The organism is Aeromonas intestinalis (assembly GCF_054052485.1).
This window is the reverse complement of the sequence record NZ_JBSTYK010000009.1, coordinates 101,296-116,934: the sequence shown is the minus strand read 5'-3', so window position 1 is coordinate 116,934 and position 15,639 is coordinate 101,296. Positions and strand designations below refer to the sequence as shown.

Annotated in this window: 14 protein-coding genes and 1 riboswitch; of the genes, 5 read left to right on the top strand and 9 right to left on the bottom strand. The window is 60.0% G+C overall.

The window, feature by feature from the left end; all coding sequences use genetic code 11:
* Positions 1-11: 11 nt before the first annotated feature.
* From napA to moaA, 4 genes are all read right to left on the bottom strand, one after another.
* The gene (gene napA, locus ACW5W7_RS13250) at positions 12-2,501 is read right to left on the bottom strand and encodes a nitrate reductase catalytic subunit NapA (protein WP_349921642.1); all 2,490 of its coding nucleotides are present in this window, start codon (positions 2,499-2,501) and stop codon (positions 12-14) included.
* A gap of 199 nt (positions 2,502-2,700) precedes the next feature.
* The gene (locus tag ACW5W7_RS13245; protein ID WP_349921641.1) at positions 2,701-2,967 is read right to left on the bottom strand and encodes a chaperone NapD; all 267 of its coding nucleotides are present in this window, start codon (positions 2,965-2,967) and stop codon (positions 2,701-2,703) included.
* Positions 2,968-3,052: 85 nt separating this feature from the next.
* Positions 3,053-3,565, bottom strand: a complete 513-nt coding sequence (napF, locus tag ACW5W7_RS13240; RefSeq protein WP_456502015.1) for a ferredoxin-type protein NapF — start codon at positions 3,563-3,565, stop codon at positions 3,053-3,055.
* A 237-nt stretch (positions 3,566-3,802) separates the two neighbouring features.
* Positions 3,803-4,798 carry a GTP 3',8-cyclase MoaA gene (gene moaA, locus ACW5W7_RS13235; protein WP_456502014.1) on the bottom strand — a complete coding sequence of 332 codons (996 nt, stop codon included), beginning with the start codon at positions 4,796-4,798 and terminating at the stop codon, positions 3,803-3,805.
* Positions 4,786-4,926, bottom strand: a riboswitch (molybdenum cofactor riboswitch). (Overlaps the previous gene by 13 nt.)
* 78 nt (positions 4,927-5,004) lie before the next feature.
* On the opposite strand from moaA, the gene narQ reads away from it, so the two are divergent.
* From narQ to ACW5W7_RS13215, 4 genes are all read left to right on the top strand, one after another.
* Entirely contained in the window at positions 5,005-6,717 is a 1,713-nt protein-coding gene (gene narQ, locus ACW5W7_RS13230) for a nitrate/nitrite two-component system sensor histidine kinase NarQ (protein WP_456502013.1), read from the top strand.
* Positions 6,717-7,355 (top strand): two-component system response regulator NarL, encoded by a 639-nt coding sequence (narL, locus tag ACW5W7_RS13225; RefSeq protein ID WP_349921637.1) that lies wholly within the window; start codon positions 6,717-6,719, stop codon positions 7,353-7,355. The genes narQ and narL overlap by 1 nt, the downstream gene beginning before the upstream one ends.
* Positions 7,356-7,571: 216 nt before the next feature.
* A complete protein-coding gene (locus ACW5W7_RS13220; protein WP_456502012.1) occupies positions 7,572-7,997 on the top strand; it encodes a globin domain-containing protein in 426 nt (141 codons plus the stop codon).
* A gap of 308 nt (positions 7,998-8,305) precedes the next feature.
* On the top strand, positions 8,306-8,881 hold the full coding sequence (locus ACW5W7_RS13215) for an LON peptidase substrate-binding domain-containing protein (RefSeq protein WP_456502011.1): 576 nt from the start codon (positions 8,306-8,308) through the stop codon (positions 8,879-8,881).
* 254 nt (positions 8,882-9,135) lie between these two features.
* On the opposite strand, the gene ACW5W7_RS13210 is transcribed toward ACW5W7_RS13215, so the two are convergent.
* A complete protein-coding gene (locus ACW5W7_RS13210; RefSeq protein ID WP_456502010.1) occupies positions 9,136-11,217 on the bottom strand; it encodes an ATP-binding protein in 2,082 nt (693 codons plus the stop codon).
* 23 nt (positions 11,218-11,240) lie between these two features.
* Entirely contained in the window at positions 11,241-12,425 is a 1,185-nt protein-coding gene (locus ACW5W7_RS13205) for an FIST signal transduction protein (RefSeq protein ID WP_349922411.1), read from the bottom strand.
* 108 nt (positions 12,426-12,533) lie between these two features.
* Between ACW5W7_RS13205 and ACW5W7_RS13200 the strand changes: the two genes are divergently transcribed.
* Positions 12,534-13,457, top strand: coding sequence for a gluconeogenesis factor YvcK family protein (locus tag ACW5W7_RS13200; protein ID WP_456502009.1), 924 nt, complete (start codon positions 12,534-12,536; stop codon positions 13,455-13,457).
* 15 nt (positions 13,458-13,472) lie between these two features.
* On the opposite strand, the gene ACW5W7_RS13195 is transcribed toward ACW5W7_RS13200, so the two are convergent.
* The 3 genes from ACW5W7_RS13195 to lpcA all read right to left on the bottom strand — a co-directional run bounded on the left by ACW5W7_RS13195 (position 13,473) and on the right by lpcA (position 15,605).
* The gene (locus ACW5W7_RS13195; RefSeq protein ID WP_456502008.1) at positions 13,473-13,808 is read right to left on the bottom strand and encodes an Hpt domain-containing protein; all 336 of its coding nucleotides are present in this window, start codon (positions 13,806-13,808) and stop codon (positions 13,473-13,475) included.
* Between the two features lie 304 nt (positions 13,809-14,112).
* Positions 14,113-14,910 (bottom strand): class II glutamine amidotransferase, encoded by a 798-nt coding sequence (locus ACW5W7_RS13190; protein WP_349921631.1) that lies wholly within the window; start codon positions 14,908-14,910, stop codon positions 14,113-14,115.
* A 116-nt stretch (positions 14,911-15,026) separates the two neighbouring features.
* Positions 15,027-15,605, bottom strand: a complete 579-nt coding sequence (gene lpcA, locus ACW5W7_RS13185; RefSeq protein ID WP_434666881.1) for a D-sedoheptulose 7-phosphate isomerase — start codon at positions 15,603-15,605, stop codon at positions 15,027-15,029.
* Between the last annotated feature and the right edge of the window lie 34 nt (positions 15,606-15,639).

Below are 15,639 nucleotides of genomic sequence, written 5' to 3'. Positions count from 1 at the left end.
CCCTAACCGCCTCAGGCCTTCACGACCTTGACGGCGCACTTCTTGTAATCCGTCTCTTTGGAGAGGGGATCCGTGGCGTCCAGCGTCAGCTTGTTGACCAGTTGGCTCGCATCGAAGAAGGGCATGAACACCAGGCCTTTTGGCGGCTTGTTGCGACCACGGGTCTCGACGCGGGTCTTCACCTCGCCACGACGGGAGGAGACGATCACCTCTTCCCCACGGCGCACCCCACGGGCCTTGGCATCTTCCGGGTGCATGAACAGCACCGCATCCGGGAAGGCGCGATATAGCTCGGGCACGCGGCGAGTCATGGTACCGGTGTGCCAGTGCTCCAGCACCCGGCCGGTGGAGAGCCACATGTCATATTCGCTGTCCGGAGCCTCGGCGGCCGGTTCGTAGGGCAGCGCGAAGATCACCGCCTTGCCGTCCGGCTTGCCGTAGAAGCGCACGCCTTCACCCGCTTTCACATAAGGGTCGAACCCTTCGCGGTAGCGCCACAGGGTCTCCTTGCCGTCCACCACGGGCCAGCGCAGACCGCGTGCCTCATGGTACTGATCGAACGGAGCCAGATCGTGACCGTGACCACGGCCGAAGCTCGCGTACTCCTCGAACAGCCCTTTCTGGACGTAGAAACCAAAGTGCTCAGCCTCGTCGTTCAGGACACCCTTGCTCTGCTCTTTCGGGAACTGATCGACCTGGCCGTTCTTGTAGAGCACCTCGTAGAGGGTCTTGCCCTTTACTTCCGGCATCTTGGCGATGAGCTCAGCCGGCCACACCTCTTCCACGGTGAAGCGCTTGGAGAACTCCATCAGCTGCCACAGGTCGGACTTGGCCCCTTCCGGTGCCTTGACCTGCTGGTGCCAGAACTGGGTGCGACGCTCGGCATTGCCGTAGGCCCCCTCTTTCTCCACCCACATGGCGGTGGGCAGGATGAGGTCGGCGGCTTGCGCCGTCACGGTCGGGTACGGATCGGACACCACGATGAAGTTGGCCGGGTTGCGATAACCGGGCAGCCCCTCCTCGTTCATGTTGGGGCCGGCCTGCATGTTGTTGTTGCACATCACCCAGTAGGCGTTGAGCTTGCCGTCTTTGAGCATGCGGTTTTGCAGCACGGCGTGATAGCCCACCTTGTCCGGGATGGTGCCTTCCGGCAGCTTCCAGATCTTCTCGGCGGTGGCGCGGTGCTTGGGATCGGTCACCACCATGTCGGCAGGCAGACGGTGGGCGAAGGTGCCCACTTCCCGGGCGGTGCCACAGGCGGAGGGCTGACCGGTCAGGGAGAAGGGGCCGCTGCCCGGGGTGGAGATCTTGCCGGTCAGCAGGTGGATGTTGTAGCAGAGGTTGTTGGCCCAGACGCCACGGGTGTGCTGGTTGAAGCCCATGGTCCAGTAGGAGACCACCTTCTTGCTGGGATCGGCATAGAGCTGGGCCAGTTTCTCGAGTTTGTCCTTGGAGACACCGGAGAGCTTGGCCACGGAGTCGACGTCGTAATCCGCCACGAATTTCGCGAAATCGTCGAAGTTCATGGGGGTGGAGTCGCCGCTGTCCGGATTCTTGGCTTTTTGCTGCAGCGGGTTGGTGGGACGCAGGCCGTAACCGATGTCGGTCACCCCTTTGCGGAACTGGGTGTGCTTGTTGACGAACTCCCAGTTCACCTTGTCGTTCTGGATGATGTAGTTGGCGATGTAGTTGAGGATCGCCAAGTCGGTCTGGGGCGTGAACACCATGCCGTTGTCCGCGAGTTCGAAGCTGCGGTGCTCGAAGGTGGAGAGCACGTGCACCTGCACGTCCTGGTGGGACAGACGACGATCCGAGATGCGCGACCAGAGGATGGGGTGCATCTCGGCCATGTTGGAACCCCAGAGCACGAAGGCGTCGGCCTGCTCGATGTCGTCGTAGCAGCCCATGGGTTCATCCATGCCGAAGGTACGCATGAAGCCGACCACGGCGGAGGCCATGCAGTGACGGGCGTTGGGATCCAGGTTGTTGGTGCGCAGGCCTGCCTTCATCAGCTTGGCGGCGGCATAGCCTTCCCAGACGGTCCACTGGCCGGAGCCGAACATGCCGACCGCGGTCGGGCCCTTCTCTTTCAGGGTGGCCTTGAACTTCTCCGCCATGATGTCGAACGCCTGATCCCAGCTGATGGGGGCGAAGTTGCCGTTCTTGTCGAACTTGCCGTTGGTCATGCGCAGCATGGGCTGGGTCAGACGGTCCTGGCCGTACATGATCTTCGACAGGAAGTAGCCCTTGATGCAGTTGAGGCCACGGTTGACCGGGGCATCGGGATCACCCTGGGTCGCCACGACGCGGCCTCCCTGGGAGCCGACCAGCACGGAGCAGCCGGTCCCGCAGAAACGGCAGGGGGCCTTGTCCCAGGTGATGGCGGTCTTGTCGGTGCTGGTGATCAGGTTCGCCGCCATAGTGGGGGCACTGACACCGGCCACCGCAGCGGCTGCCGCCACCGCATTGGCCTTCATAAAGTCGCGTCGACTCAGCTTCATGGCATATCCTCACATCGCTTATCGCGTAAGTTGTCGAGTGTATCGATCTGTTAGTGGCTCGGGGCGGTGAACAACACACCCGGCATCGCCTGTCTCACGTCAATGGCTGCCATCCTGATGAACCCGTTGGCACAGCCTGTTGACATGACTTCCTTGCTAGTTCGCATCGGGGCCGACCATGACGGCCGCCCCTGCTGCCTTACTCCTCGCCTTGCTGGTCGAGTTCATCAAACTGGTGGTAGATGAGGGCGGCGGAGAGCACCCCCGGCATGGCCTGAATGGCATCGATAGCATCCATGATAGGACGTTGGCTGATCCCTTCCAGCGTGACCACCAACTTGCCCTCGTCGCTGACGGCGTGGATCTCGGCCCCATTCAGGGTAGCAATCTGCTGGGCGAGTTGATGGCGCTGGGAAGGCTGTGTCAGCACGACCAGGCTGGATACGTGAAACTCTTCTCGGCTCATACTGCTTCCCTACTCTCTTGTTCGTCTGTGCTGGATGAGTGGCACCGGCATCGCTGTCATGCCACTAAAATAGCATCCGTATACACTACCCAAGTGACACTTCACCACTTGGCATGCTGATTTTTATGCTTCCAACAGGACAATCCGCTACACAGGCGCCGCAGCCGTTGCACAAATCGTTGTTGATCACCGGGGTCGGCACCTGTCCCAAGCGGGGAGAAAAACCGATGGCCCGCGCTTCACAGCTGTCCTGACAACGCTGGCAGTACACCTGGCCCAAAGCCAAACAACCGGATTCGATATGGGCCACATAGTCCCAGGCCACCTCGGTGGTTGGACGAAACAGGGGCTGCTTGCAGGCGGAAACACACTCGGTACAGAAGGTGCACTCCCCCAGCTGGAAATCCACGATCGGAAAGCCGCCGTCTCCGTTTACCAGGATCTGCTCGGGGCAGGCCGCCAGACAGTCACCGCAACGAGTGCAGTCGGCCACGAAGTCGGGCCAGGGAATGGACCAGGGCAGTTGTACGTCTGGCGTGCGGGCACTCAGCTTGCCTCGAAACAGGCTGCGACGTGACAGATCTACCCCATCCGGCATAAGGCTTCCTCTTCCCTGGAGAGATGCGTGACAGGCATTTTCAATACCGATTATAAGATTGGGTGTATATTGCGACCCTGACAAGTCGAGGGATATACCACCTGGGAGATAAACAGGGGGGAATCTTGCGCTGGATCAAAACCTTGGCGCAATAAAGCAGCAGAGGGGCAAACCAAATTACCCCTATGTGAGGATTGCTTATTAATCAGTGGCTATTTTGAACGGGCGATGAACCTGTCAGCCGCCGATGGAGGCAAGATGGGGGGTGATGCCGGCATTGCCCTCGTGCAGCCGATGGCTGGCAGCCTTGCCGACCAGGGCCTCGCGGATCCGTCGTTGCAATGCCTCTTGCTGATCATCGGCCTGCAGCAGATCCCGCAGCTCCACCCCGTTGTCACCAAACAGGCACAGGTGCAGCTTGCCGACTGAGGAGACCCGCAGCCGGTTACAACCGGCGCAGAAATCCTTGCTGTAGGGCATGATAAGCCCCACTCCCCCTTGTGACGCGGGGTGCATGAACACCTGGGCCGGCCCATCATCCAGGCCGCGCAGCTGTTGCACCCAGCCACTGCCAAGCAGCTGCTGCTTGATGAGCTCACCGCTGGCGTGATGATCGCGAAACAGGCTGTCCATTTCGCCGGTCTGCATCAGCTCGATGAAGCGCAGTTCGATGGGCTTGTCTTTTATCCAGGCGAGAAACGCTCCCAGCTGATGATCGTTCAGCCCCTTGAGCAGCACCGCATTGATCTTCACCGATTTGAAACCGGCGGCCAGGGCGGCCTCTATCCCCTCCATCACCTCGACCAGCTTGTTTTCGCCGGTGATCTGGTGAAACTGGCGGGGATCCAGGCTGTCGACGCTGACATTGATGGCGGTCAGGCCCGCATCGAACCACTCCCTGGCCCGCTCTTTCAGACGATAACCGTTGGTGGTCATGGCCACCTTCTCGATGCCGGGGGTCGTGGCCACGGTGTCGATGATGGCGGTGAAGTCACGGCGCAGGGAAGGCTCGCCGCCAGTCAGGCGCACCTTGCGGGTCCCCATGGCGGCGAAGCCGGAGACGGTGCGGCGGATCTCGTCAAGCGAGAGGAACGACTTGCGCGCCTCTCCGTTTCCGTGTGCGGGACGATAGCCATCGGGCAAACAGTAGGTACAACGAAAATTGCAGACGTCGGTAATCGACAAACGCAGATAGTAAAAACGACGGGAGAACCCATCTTCAAGTGGCAACATAAACACCTTTCCAAATACGGGAGGCCAGGGCATTTCTTTCCTGACCCTTACAGCTCAAACGGCGGCTGACGGCGGTTTCCCCTTATCTCAATGACTTAGGCGAAAACAGCTCGGAGTTCATCTAGTTTTTCGATGCTAGCACAAGTTGGAGTACACTCCCATGCTACTTTGTGGGGTTATTGCCGGATCCGGGGAAGAACAGCGACATGGGAAAGTGGTTCAAAGTACATTCGGTCAGCAGCGCCATCGGTCGCTCCATGCTGCTCATCCTGTTCATGGCCAGCCTGATCGCCGTCGTCGCCATGGTCACCCTCTTCTACTCGGTGCCCGATGCCAAGGCCATCAATCTGTCGGGATCCCTGCGGATGCAGGCCTATCGGATGGCCTATGAAATAGAAAAAGATCAACCCGTGCTCGGGCGGCTCGCACAGTTCGAGCAGACTCTGCGCGCCCCCGAGTTGCAGGAGACCCAGCGCTGGATCACCCCTGCCTCCTTACGCCGCACCTACGGCGAAGTCTTGCTGCAGTGGCAGGTGATGCGCGAGCACATCGAGAATGCCACCCCCAAACGCTATACCGACAACACGGAGCAGTTTGTCGCCGCCATCGACGATTTCGTCAACCAGATGCAGTATCACGTGGAGTTCAAGGTGCGCATGCTGGCGCTGGCCGAAGGGCTGGGGCTGCTCTCCATCATCACCATCGCCTGGTTCACCGTGCGATTCACCCGTCAGCAGGTAGTGGCCCCCCTCAACCAGCTGGTGCTTTGCGCCCGCCAGATCCAACGCCAGGAGTTCAACTTGGCCCTGCCTCCTCATTGCGAGAATGAGCTCGGGGAGCTGTCGGGAGCCTTCTCGACCATGGCGGACGATCTCGGCAAACTCTACCGGGATCTGGAGAGCAAGGTGGAAGAGAAAACCGCCAAGCTGCAGCAAGCCAACGACACGCTCTCTTTCCTCTACTCCACGGCCCAGAAACTGCACGCGGCGCCGCTCAGCCGGCGAACCCTGCAGAAGCTGCTGGAGCGGGCCGCCGCCCATCAACATATCGACTACATCCGGCTGACCCGTTTCGAGCACAACGCCATGCCGGTCTACATTACGGGGCGCAACGGCTGGCCCGGCGATCTGGAGGCGGTGGTGAGTTTCTACCTGCAGATGGACGAGCAGGAGTATGGCCGCCTCGACATGATAAGCGACCACCCCATAGACGAGCGGCTGATGAAGAACTTCTCCATGCTGCTGGCCCAGGTGCTGCACAAGGATCAGACCCTGCTGCAACACCAGCGCCTGCTGCTGATGGAAGAGCGAGCCGTCATCGCCCGCGAGCTGCATGACTCCCTGGCCCAAGCCCTCTCCTACCTCAAGATCCAGTCCACCCTGCTCAAGCGTTCCGTCGCCAAAGGAGAGAGCGCCAAGGCGGAAGCGGCCATGCAGCAGATCGACGAAGGGCTCAGCAGTGCCTATATCCAGTTGCGCGAGCTGCTCGGCACCTTCCGCCTCAGCATCGGCGATGCCAATCTGGGGGAAGCCATCGGCGTCATGCTGGAACAGCTCAAACCGCAGACCAAGGCCGAGATAGGGCTTCAATACGGTCTGGCAGACACGGATCTGGAGGCGGGGCAGCATATTCACATTTTGCAGCTAATTCGTGAGGCAGTCCTCAATGCCATCAAACATGCCGGTGCGCAACGCATCGAGGTTAGCTGTGAGACCCTGACTGATGGTAACATTCAGGTTCAGATTTCAGATGATGGTGTCGGGATCGGGGGTGCAAACTCCGCGGTCAATCACTACGGACTTAGCATCATGAACGAGCGCGCCAGCAAGTTGCACGGTCAGTTGACCATCAGCGAGCCGCCCTCCGGTGGTACCCGTGTGCACCTGACCTTCCCCACCAGCCTAACAAGAGATGCCTGATGGACGAGATGAAATACAGTGTTCTGGTCGTGGATGACCATCCCCTCATGCGCAAGGGAATTGTGCAATTGCTGGCCCTGGAAGAGAACATCGAGGTCGTCGGTGAAGCGTCCAACGGGACCGATGCCGTTGCCATTGCCAAAGAATCTGAGCCGGACCTGATCCTGCTCGACCTCAACATGAAGGGACTGTCCGGTCTCGATACCCTCAAGGCGCTGCGGGCCGAAGAGGTCACCTCCCGGGTGGTGATCCTGACCGTTTCCGACGCACGCCAGGACGTGGTGGCCCTGCTCAAGGCCGGTGCCGATGGCTATCTGCTCAAGGATACCGAGCCCGACATGCTGCTCGGCCAGCTGGCGGATGTCATGACCGGCAAGCAGATCCTGAGCGAACCGCTGCGCCCCTATCTCGAGAACATCTATGAGCTGGATCACCTGCAACAGAAACTCGAGAGCCTGACCCGCCGCGAGATGCAGATCCTGCGCGAGATAGCCAAGGGCCTCTCCAACAAACAGGTCGCCTCCGTGCTCCACATCTCCGAAGGCACGGTCAAGGTTCACGTGAAGAGCCTGCTGAAAAAGCTCGAGGCCCAGAGTCGGGTGGAAGCGGCCGTCATGTATCTGGAACAGCGCAACTGACTCTAAGCCTGGCGGTCTTCGCAAGTCGGCCCCAGGCAAGCAACCTGCGCCCAGCCCCCACGCAAAAGGCCCCGTCATGACGGGGCCTTTTGCTGACCGGTTACTCCCCCATTCCTGGCCATGGACGAGCCGTTTAACCACTTTTTATCTCTCTCAAACCTCTATTGAGTTAATGCATTATTATTTTCAGGCGATCACAACGAAAGGATGGGCAACATGACTCCCACACAGATCGAACTGGTACAAAAGGCATGGGGCAAGGTCACCGCGCTGAACAACTCCTATGTGATGGAGGTGTATGAGGAGCTGTTTCGCCTCTCGCCGGAGCTCAGCACCCTCTTCCCCGACCACCCCCAGTTGCCGGTCGCCAAGGTGTCCGAAACCCTGAACACCGTCATCACCAGCCTGGAGCAGCTCGATGCCCTGGGATTCATCATCCGGGATCTCGGCCGCCGGCATCAGAAGTTCAATGTGCAATCCCATCAGTTCGACCTGCTGAAACAGGCGATGACAGTGGTGCTCGCAAGACGGCTGGAAGGGCGTTTCACCCCCGAGTTGGCAGCGGCCTGGTCGCAGATGTACGATGAGGTCGCGGCCCTGATGCAAGAAGGGCTCAGACAACCCACGGATACCCTGGCCTGAGTCCCTCGTACCGACGGCACAGTGAGCGCATTGCGACTCATTGGAGACATGCATTCTGCATGATAACCATTTGCAATATGCGACATCTCTCCCGTTCTGCAGATGGGTCATGTTCGAGCCCCTGCCAATCCATCTGCATCCCATCCAGCCTCGGCCCCCAGCCAGATTCAACAAGCCACATAACCATATGATTTAACATGGTTATTAGTTAGCTACTGCTCAATCTCTACCGCGCAGCCCTGATTTCTCGCTCTCTGGCACAGTCACTGCATTGTCACATTCAGACATGACTACTCGGAGGATGGAACATGAGACTTCAACCCTTGGCACTGTTCCCCTTGCCTTCGCACATACTGCCGGGCGGCAAGCTTCCCCTGCGTCTGTTCGAGCCACGCCACATAGAGATGCTCAAGGCGTCGTTCATCGACGATCGGGGTTTTGGCATCGTGATGGAAGAAGCCACCAATGAAGGTGCCAGCGGGCGGATCCTCCCGGTTGGCACCCGGGTCAGAGTGACGGATTTTTATACCCTCAATGATGGCCTGCTCGGCGTCACCGTATTGGGTCTGGAACGCTTCTGCATCCATGAAATGGAGACCGACGCATCGGGTTTGCGCCATGCCCAGGTAGAAACCCTGCCCAACTGGCCGAGCGCACACTCAGATTTCAGCGACAAGCAACTGGTGAGCCGTCTGCGGGAGGTGTTTGAACAGTACCCGGAACTGGATGAGCTCTACCCGGACAAGCAGTTTGACGATGCCGCCTGGCTCTGCCAGCGCTGGCTGGAGATCCTGCCCATGCCCATCTATGAGAAACAGATGTTGATTGCCAAACAGAACAGTGAAGCGGCGCGTCAATTCTTGCGCCGACTGATCGCGCAGTGAGTCAGTAGTGAGTCAAGCCGGGTGTCGCAGAATGCGAATATTCTTACAATGAAAACACAGCATTCGCATTTTGCGACTCGCATGCAGCCATAAAACCATCAAAACCGTGCTGCAAGCTGCAATAACAGGTCCGTAAAAGTTGGCACGACTTTTTCATATAGGATCGTACAACCCGATTTATCCCGTGCTCTCTTCAGTATTTGCTGAAGAATTGGTCAACCAACAGGTTGACCATTTTTTTATCCAAAATTCGCTCAAAGCTCCCGGCAATGGCGCAGCAGACAGCTCCGCAGTCGGCTCAGGCTGATGGGCTTGGCCAGGAAATCGTTCATCCCCTGAGCGAGGCAGCGTACCCTGTCTTCGGCCATGGCATTGGCTGTCAGCGCCACGATCGGCACCTCGCACCCCATGGCACGCAGCCGCCTAGTCGCCTCCAATCCATCCATCTGCGGCATCCGCATGTCCATCAGGATGAGGTCTGGCAACAACTCGTCGACCAGTGTCAACGCCTCCAGCCCATTGCTGGCCACCCTTACCCGACACACCAGTTTTTGCAGCATGAGTGAGACCACCAGCTGATTGACCGGGCTGTCTTCCACCACCAGCACATCCAGATCCAGGATCCCGCCTTCATCCCTCGGTGGCTGGGCGACAGCGGATCCAGGTGCCGCCATGCCGGGCAGTTCGAACCAGAAACAGCTGCCTTGCCCCACCGTACTTTGCAGACCTATCTCTCCCCCCATCAGCTGCACCAGGCGTCGACTGATGGCGAGCCCCAGACCGGAGCCACAGAAACGGCGGCTGGCGGAGCTGTCGACCTGATAAAAAGGCTCAAACAACAGGGCCTGATCCTCGGGGGAGATGCCGATGCCGGTATCCGTCACCGAGACCCTCAATCGCTCGCTGCGCCACTCCAGCCGCAGCTCCACATCCCCGCTGGCGGTGAACTTCAGCGCATTGCCAAGCAGGTTGCCTATCACCTGGGAGAGGCGAACCGGATCCCCCAGCAGATGGGTGGGCAGGGCCTCGTGCAGCAGCCAGTGCAGGCGTACCCCCTTGCCATCGGCTTCGGCTTGCAAGGGCTCCACCAGGGCCTGGCAGAGCCGAACAGGTTCAAAGCGCTCGCAATGCAACGCCAGGGTATGGGATTCAATCTTCGAGAAGTCGAGCACATCATCGATGATGGTCTGCAACAGGTGCGCCGAGTGGGTCGCATGGCCAAGCAGCGCCTGCTGCGATGTCGCCAGCTCCCCGTGCTGCAACAGATCCAGCATCCCCAGCACCGCATTCATGGGGGAACGGATCTCATGGGTCATCATGGCGAGGAATTGCGATTTGGCCCGGTTGGCACTCTCCGCATCATCTCTTGCCCGCGCCAGTTCCTGCTCGCGGCGGATCTGGATACCGATGTCCCGCGCCGTCCCCCTATACCCCACGAAGGCGCCGGCCCCATCGAAACAGGGCTCGGCGTTGATCTCCATCCAGCAGGGACCACTGGCCAGGGCGACCTGGGCCCGTATCCCCCGCACAGGGAGGTGATGTGTGATGAGCCGTCGGTACTTGCACCACTCGGGATCCCCCTTGTCATGGGCAAAATCATAGAGGCTGCGACCCGTCTGGCGGCTGATCAGCTCCCCCTGATAACCGGGAGCCGACACATAGCTGAGCCTGTGCTCGGGATCCGTCTCCCAGAACCAGTCGGAGGCCATGGCAGCAAAACTGCGAAAACGCTGCTCGCTCGCTTGCAGCGCCAGGGTCTTGAGCTCGACCTGCTCTTGCAGCCGAGCCCGGTAGGCGATGTTGACCAGTGCCTGGGAGATGAGCGGCCGGCAGCGCTGCATGGCCGCCTTGCTCTTGAGATCGAAGGTGCCGGCCACGCTGTGCCGACAGACGAGGACTCCGGTAAACCCCGGCGCCTGCAATCCGGTCATCATCACACTCGCCCACCCGGTCACGCCCACCAGAGGGGCGAGTTCAGGCAGCTGGGTCGGGTCGTAGATCACCAGGGTTTCCCCTGCGAGTGCACGTGAGAAAAGGGGAGTCAGGGGCCAGGGGCGGCCCACCTCCGCCGGCTGCGTGCTGAGGTGCGTCGTACCACTCGACGGGGTCCAGGCAATCACATCCGCCTGTTCGAAGCCGATAAAGGGCTTGAGCGCGAGGATGAGGCTGTCCAGCACCTGCTCCAGGCTCTGGGCATCTGCCAGTGTGGCCACCCCGCACAGCAGCGCCTGTGACTCCTGGCGATATTTGGCCTCTCGCTCCCGACAGCGCACCAGTTCCACCAGGGTGGTCTGTAGCTTGTCACCCAGAGCCTCGAGTTCGCTATTGCCTATCATCTTGTGTCCAACACTGTATCAGCTCAGCTATCGAGGAAAATGACGCTCGATACCATGAGGTTGCCATGAGCCAGCTCGCCATGGGGCAAACGCCCCTGCTCGCCGAAGGTAAACGGAGTGACGAAGGGGATCTCTCCCAACTGATTGCGGAACTGGCTGACCACGTCCTTCAGCTCATCCCCGAGCGCCAGACGGCAGCCGGCGCAGAAGATGACCAGGGCCCCGAAGGGTTGCAGGGTGCCGGCCATCCCGTACTCGGGTTCGATGCGCACCGCATTCAGGCTGCGTTGCAGCAGTCCTTCCTGACTGCTGTACATCAATTGCAAGCGCTCCCCCACCCGGGTCTCGGTGAAGAGGCGAAGCCCCTCCCTCGGGGTCACGGCCTCGGGGTGGGAAAGCTTGTAATAGGGCAGATCATCGAGCAGGCCAACTTGGCGGGCCAGCGGGGAGAGCGTCGTCTCCCGCAATATGGGGCCTGTCTGCCAGGGCTCCTCACGCTCCACCCAGCGGGCATAAACCCGGGCAGCCGGCTCATGATCGATGGTCAGTACCTCCCGTCCATCCAGGGCGGTGATGATGCCATGTCGTTCGGTCGGCACATAGCCGGAATGGAACTGGAAGGCGAGCTGGCAATCGGGATAAAGCACCGCCAACACACAGCCCTGCGGGCTGTCGCCCTCGTCCCAGCACAGTTGCCACTGGCCCCTCACACCATCATCTGCCGCCGACCCTCCCACGACGGGAACCGTCGTGCCAAACTCCGCTTCGATCCCTGCCAGCATCACCTCTTCCAGCCCGGGGCTGGTGTGGAGCAAAATGAGTTGCGGCAGCTCTCCGGGACGTCCCCCATCGGCGATGGCTCTGCGCAGCAGTTGGCGGGCATCCAGCGTTTCTCCGGCCTGGCCCGCCACGCCATAGGCTCCCTTGTCGTCATAGAAGGCGGCCACCGCCAGGCTCCATCCCTGCTCGGCATGGTGGCCAGCCTGGGTCAGGATCCCGCAGCAGGAGCTGCAACCGATGAGGCGACTTTCAGGAAAGCGTTTTTTGAGGGTCTGGCGCAGTACCGCAACATCGTGGGCTTGAGTAAAATAGACCAGCAAGAGTGAAGGGGGGTGGGGTATCTGATCGAACAGCCTATCCGCTATCTGCTCGGCGGCCAGCGGGGTCGTCTGTGCAATAGAGTGAGCTGTCAGGAAGTTCAACACCATCTCCTCGTGGTATGCGATGCACAAGGCAAGCAAAAATCATACCCTAATCAATTAATTAACTGGCCACCTTGGCTACAATGATGTTCACCGCCCCCGCAGGATAAAGACATGTGGCAGAACAATATCAATGACTTTGAACGAGTCGTCGCCATAGGTGGTGGCCACGGCATGGGTCGGGTGCTCTCTTCCCTCTCGTTTCTGGGGCCTCGTCTCACCGGTATCGTCACCACCACGGACAACGGTGGTTCCACCGGTCGCCTGCGCAAGAATCAGGAGTGCATCGCCTGGGGAGACTTGCGCAACTGCCTCAATCAGTTGGTGACCGAACCCGGCATCGGCAGCCTGTTGTTCGAATACCGCTTCACCGGCAAGGGGGAACTCGCGGGCCACAACCTTGGCAATCTGATGCTGCTGGCCCTGGACAATCTCTGCATCCGCCCCCTCGACGCCATTCGCCTCATCAGCGACATGCTGAAAATCGAGCCCCAGTTGCTCCCCATGTCCGAGCAACCCACGGATCTCTGTGCCCACACCCGCTGTGGCGATCAGATCCTGGGGGAGGTGTCCATCGATCAGCTCACGACCCCCCCCCTGTCACTGGGGCTGAGCCCCATGGTGCCGGCCACCCGGGAAGCGGTGCAGTCCCTGACCCGGGCCGACATGATCATCCTGGGGCCCGGCAGCTTCCTCACCTCCGTCATGCCCCCGCTGCTGCTCGACGAGCTGGCAGATGCCATCCGGAGCAGCCAGGCCATCGTCGTCTTCATCAGCAATCTGGTGGCCGAAGAGGGGCCCGCCGGTCAGCTCACGCTGCTCAATCAATATCGCTGGCTGGAGGAGAGAATTGGGAGCGGCCGTATCGATGCCATCCTGGCCCCCGAAGAGCAGTCGGTTCCCGAACTGGCCCATCGCCTCATCCTGGCGGATCTCGGCGAGGCGGCACTGCCCCATCGCCATGATCGCCGCAAGCTCAGGCTGGCGCTGGACGGGGTGATCCAGGGTTGGCACCTCGCCCATGACAAGCTGGGCTGAGCCCGGCTGCCAGGCTCAGTGATAGCGCGCCAGGTGGGAGAATACCTGTGGCAGGGAGTGCTCCAGCTGGGTCAATAGCTGCCCTGCGGTCTGCGCATCCTCCTGGCGGCAGGCGAGCTCCAGCGCCATCACTTGCCGATAGCTGGGTTCGGCACCATAACTGCCGCAGGAGGACTTCATGCTATGGGCAATGCGCGCCATGGCGGGCCAGTCCCGCTGCTCGTACAGCGGCCTGAGCTGGGCCAGTTGCTCACCCACCTCCTCGACAAACACGGAGATGACCACGGGCATCATCTCCTGTCCGATGTCTTCCGCCAGTTGTCGCAGTACCTTCTGATCCAGCCATTCCATCTTGCCATTCCTTTGATGGTATCCAAACAGACCACAATATAGTCGATCCTGAAATCGGCTGTCATCTGTGGGCAACGGAAGAATGAGTCCCAGTCCGCGACTGACCTCCCCCGCCATAATGTGAACCAGCTCAAGTTATCGTGATGCTGACATCATGAGATGAAAATTAATGTTGCAACAAAATTAACAACAAAATAACAATGTGAGTCATGAGAACGATGCGACTCAGCAACACCTCTCTCATCCCTTTTTGCCTGTATGGCTGCTGCGAAGAACCAGGGTAGGATTCTACCCTGGTATTTTTTTATGCCTGAGAGTCTGCACCAAGACCCTTGCCTTCCACCCGCTCACCCAGCCGAAACAGACAGGACTCTCCGGCGGCCATCTTCACCCAGTTTTCATTGCCGGTCAGCGGCCGGGTCGCGATCAGGGTCACCACGTCATTGGGCGTGGTCTCGCTCTGAAAATCGATGGCCACATCCTCATCGAGCAGACGCGCCTCCCCGAAGGGGGCCCTGCGAGTCAGCCAGTAGAGGTTGTTGCTGCAATAGGTCATCACAAATTCGCCGTCCGAGAGCAGCATGTTGAACACCCCCAGGGTGCGCAACTCGTCGCAAAGCGTGCCCAGGTAGCGGAACATGGCGGGGAAGTTGGCGGGGCGCTTGGGGTATTTCTGCTCCAACTTGCCAAGCAGCCAGCAGAAGGCATGCTCGCTGTCGGTATCGCCCACCGGACGATGGCGCCCGGTCGGCAACTTCTTGTAGCCCGTCAGCTGGCCGTTATGGGCGAAGGTCCAGTAACGTCCCCACAATTCCCGGGTGAAGGGGTGCGTGTTCTCCAAGGAGACACAGCCCCGGTTGGCCTGCCGGATATGGCTGACCACGGCGCGGCTCTTGATGGGCAGCGCCTGTACCAGTTTGGCAATGGGCGACTGGGCGCTGGGTTCGGGATCCTTGAAGGTGCGAAAACCGCGCCCCTCATAGAAGGTGATCCCCCAGCCATCCTTGTGGGGCCCCGTCTTGCCACCCCGCAGCATCAGCCCGGTAAAGCTGAAGCAGATGTCGGTCGGCACATTGGCGCTCATGCCGAGCAGTTCACACATATCCCCTCCACAACCTGGATCAATGGCGGATCCCCTCTGGGTACTCCGCCAGCATGGGAAGCGACATCATGGGTCGATACCGACCGCAAGGCTCCCCATTCGATGGGCCCGTCCGCTTATTTGGCCATCTCTTTTTCAACCAGCTGGATCAGGATGTGGATCACCTTGATGTGCACTTCCTGAATGCGGTCGGCATAACCGAAATGGGGCACCCGGATCTCGACGTCCGCGAGGCCGGCCATCTTGCCGCCGTCCTTGCCGGTCAGGGCGATCACCTTCATGCCCTTGGCACGGGCGGCCTCGATGGCTTTGAGGATGTTGCCGGAGTTGCCACTGGTGGAGATGCCGAGCAGCACGTCACCACGGCGACCGACGGCTTCCACATAGCGGGAGAAGACATAGTCGTAGCCAAAGTCATTGGAGACGCAGGATAGATGGCTCGGATCCGAGATGGCGATGCCAGCATAACCAGGGCGGTTCTCCCGGTAACGACCAGTCAGTTCCTCTGCAAAATGCATGGCATCGCAGTGGGAACCACCATTGCCGCAGGAGAGTACCTTGCCTTCCTGCTTGAAGGAGTCAGCCAGCAGGGTGGCGGCGGCCTCGATGTTCTTCAGATTCTGCTCATCGGCCAGAAAGGCCTGGAGCACACTGGCAGCTTCGGTCAATTCATTGCGGATAAGTTCTTGGTACATGGGTCTGAACTCTCTTTGTATCGTCCAACATAGG

What these genes read in the sequence shown, in the direction of transcription:
- napA (WP_349921642.1), bottom strand. Translation starts at nt 2,501, where the DNA reads ATGAAGCTGAGTCGACGCGACTTTATGAAGGCCAATGCGGTGGCGGCA.
- ACW5W7_RS13245 (WP_349921641.1), bottom strand. Translation starts at nt 2,967, where the DNA reads ATGAGCCGAGAAGAGTTTCACGTATCCAGCCTGGTCGTGCTGACACAG.
- napF (WP_456502015.1), bottom strand. Translation starts at nt 3,565, where the DNA reads ATGCCGGATGGGGTAGATCTGTCACGTCGCAGCCTGTTTCGAGGCAAG.
- moaA (WP_456502014.1), bottom strand. Translation starts at nt 4,798, where the DNA reads ATGTTGCCACTTGAAGATGGGTTCTCCCGTCGTTTTTACTATCTGCGT.
- narQ (WP_456502013.1), top strand. Translation starts at nt 5,005, where the DNA reads ATGGGAAAGTGGTTCAAAGTACATTCGGTCAGCAGCGCCATCGGTCGC.
- narL (WP_349921637.1), top strand. Translation starts at nt 6,717, where the DNA reads ATGGACGAGATGAAATACAGTGTTCTGGTCGTGGATGACCATCCCCTC.
- ACW5W7_RS13220 (WP_456502012.1), top strand. Translation starts at nt 7,572, where the DNA reads ATGACTCCCACACAGATCGAACTGGTACAAAAGGCATGGGGCAAGGTC.
- ACW5W7_RS13215 (WP_456502011.1), top strand. Translation starts at nt 8,306, where the DNA reads ATGAGACTTCAACCCTTGGCACTGTTCCCCTTGCCTTCGCACATACTG.
- ACW5W7_RS13210 (WP_456502010.1), bottom strand. Translation starts at nt 11,217, where the DNA reads ATGATAGGCAATAGCGAACTCGAGGCTCTGGGTGACAAGCTACAGACC.
- ACW5W7_RS13205 (WP_349922411.1), bottom strand. Translation starts at nt 12,425, where the DNA reads ATGGTGTTGAACTTCCTGACAGCTCACTCTATTGCACAGACGACCCCG.
- ACW5W7_RS13200 (WP_456502009.1), top strand. Translation starts at nt 12,534, where the DNA reads ATGTGGCAGAACAATATCAATGACTTTGAACGAGTCGTCGCCATAGGT.
- ACW5W7_RS13195 (WP_456502008.1), bottom strand. Translation starts at nt 13,808, where the DNA reads ATGGAATGGCTGGATCAGAAGGTACTGCGACAACTGGCGGAAGACATC.
- ACW5W7_RS13190 (WP_349921631.1), bottom strand. Translation starts at nt 14,910, where the DNA reads ATGTGTGAACTGCTCGGCATGAGCGCCAATGTGCCGACCGACATCTGC.
- lpcA (WP_434666881.1), bottom strand. Translation starts at nt 15,605, where the DNA reads ATGTACCAAGAACTTATCCGCAATGAATTGACCGAAGCTGCCAGTGTG.